The organism is Anaerovorax odorimutans (assembly GCF_024459955.1).
GTDB classification, from domain to species: Bacteria; Bacillota; Clostridia; order Peptostreptococcales; family Anaerovoracaceae; genus Hominibacterium; species Hominibacterium odorimutans_A.
In genome coordinates this window covers 1-1,047 of record NZ_JANFXK010000061.1, presented here as the reverse complement: position 1 = coordinate 1,047, position 1,047 = coordinate 1, and the positions used below count along the sequence as shown (strand labels likewise).

Annotated in this window: 1 protein-coding gene; it reads left to right on the top strand. The window is 49.3% G+C overall.

Annotated elements, in window-relative coordinates; translation table 11 throughout:
* Positions 1-1,047 (top strand): class I SAM-dependent methyltransferase (locus NE619_RS17805; protein WP_256133835.1); only part of this gene is annotated, 1,047 nt, incomplete at both ends.

Genomic DNA, 1,047 nt, shown 5'->3' with positions numbered 1-1,047 from the left:
CTGCTTTTTCTTCTCCCCAGAAAGAGGTGGTCAGAGAATCTATTGAGAAAACCGCCACAAGCGAAAGGTCTGAAAAGCAAAAGGAACCATCCGGCACAGAACAAGAGAGCCTGTCGAAAGATACACGGGAAGCAGAGCGACACCAATACCGCATACAAAATGACGCCTTGGGACAAGGAGGCCCAAAGGAAAAATACAGGGCAAATGTTGCGGCTATCCAAACGCTGAAAGCATGTGAAACAGAAGAGCGGCTGGCCACACCGGCCGAACAAGAAATTCTTTCCGGCTATGTGGGATGGGGCGGTTTGCCAGATGTCTTCGATGAAACAAAAACCGCATGGACAAAGGAATATTCGGAACTGAAGCAGCTTCTGACCGAAGAAGAATATGCGGCGGCAAGGGAATCGACCTTGACCGCCTTTTATACGCCGCCGATGGTCATACGCTGTATGTATCAAGCCCTGGAACATATGGGGATAACGTCAGGAAATCTTCTGGAACCCTCTTGTGGCACTGGCAATTTTATTGGCATGAAACCAGACAGTTTATCCCAGTGCAAAACCTATGGCGTAGAGCTGGACCGCATCTCCGGCCGCATTGCCCAGCAGCTGTACCAAGAATCTGTCATTACTGTACAGGGATATGAGCACGCAGAGCTGCCAGACAATTTCTTTGATGTGGCAATCGGAAATGTGCCGTTCGGCCAGTTCAAAGTATCGGACAAACGGTATGACCAGCATCCTTTTTTGATCCACGACTATTTCTTTGCAAAATCACTGGATAAAGTACGGCCGGGCGGAGTCATTGCTTTTCTGACCTCTTCCGGGACCATGGACAAGAAAAATCCCGCAATTCGCAGATACATCGCCCAGAGGGCCGAGCTTTTAGGAGCGATCCGCCTGCCTAATGATACCTTTCAGAAAAGCGCGGGTACTACGGTAACTTCCGATATTCTGTTTCTGAAAAAGCGGGAACATCCCATTGAAACGGAGCCAGAGTGGTTATCCCTTGACACGGATGAACAAGGCATTGCCATGAACCGGTATT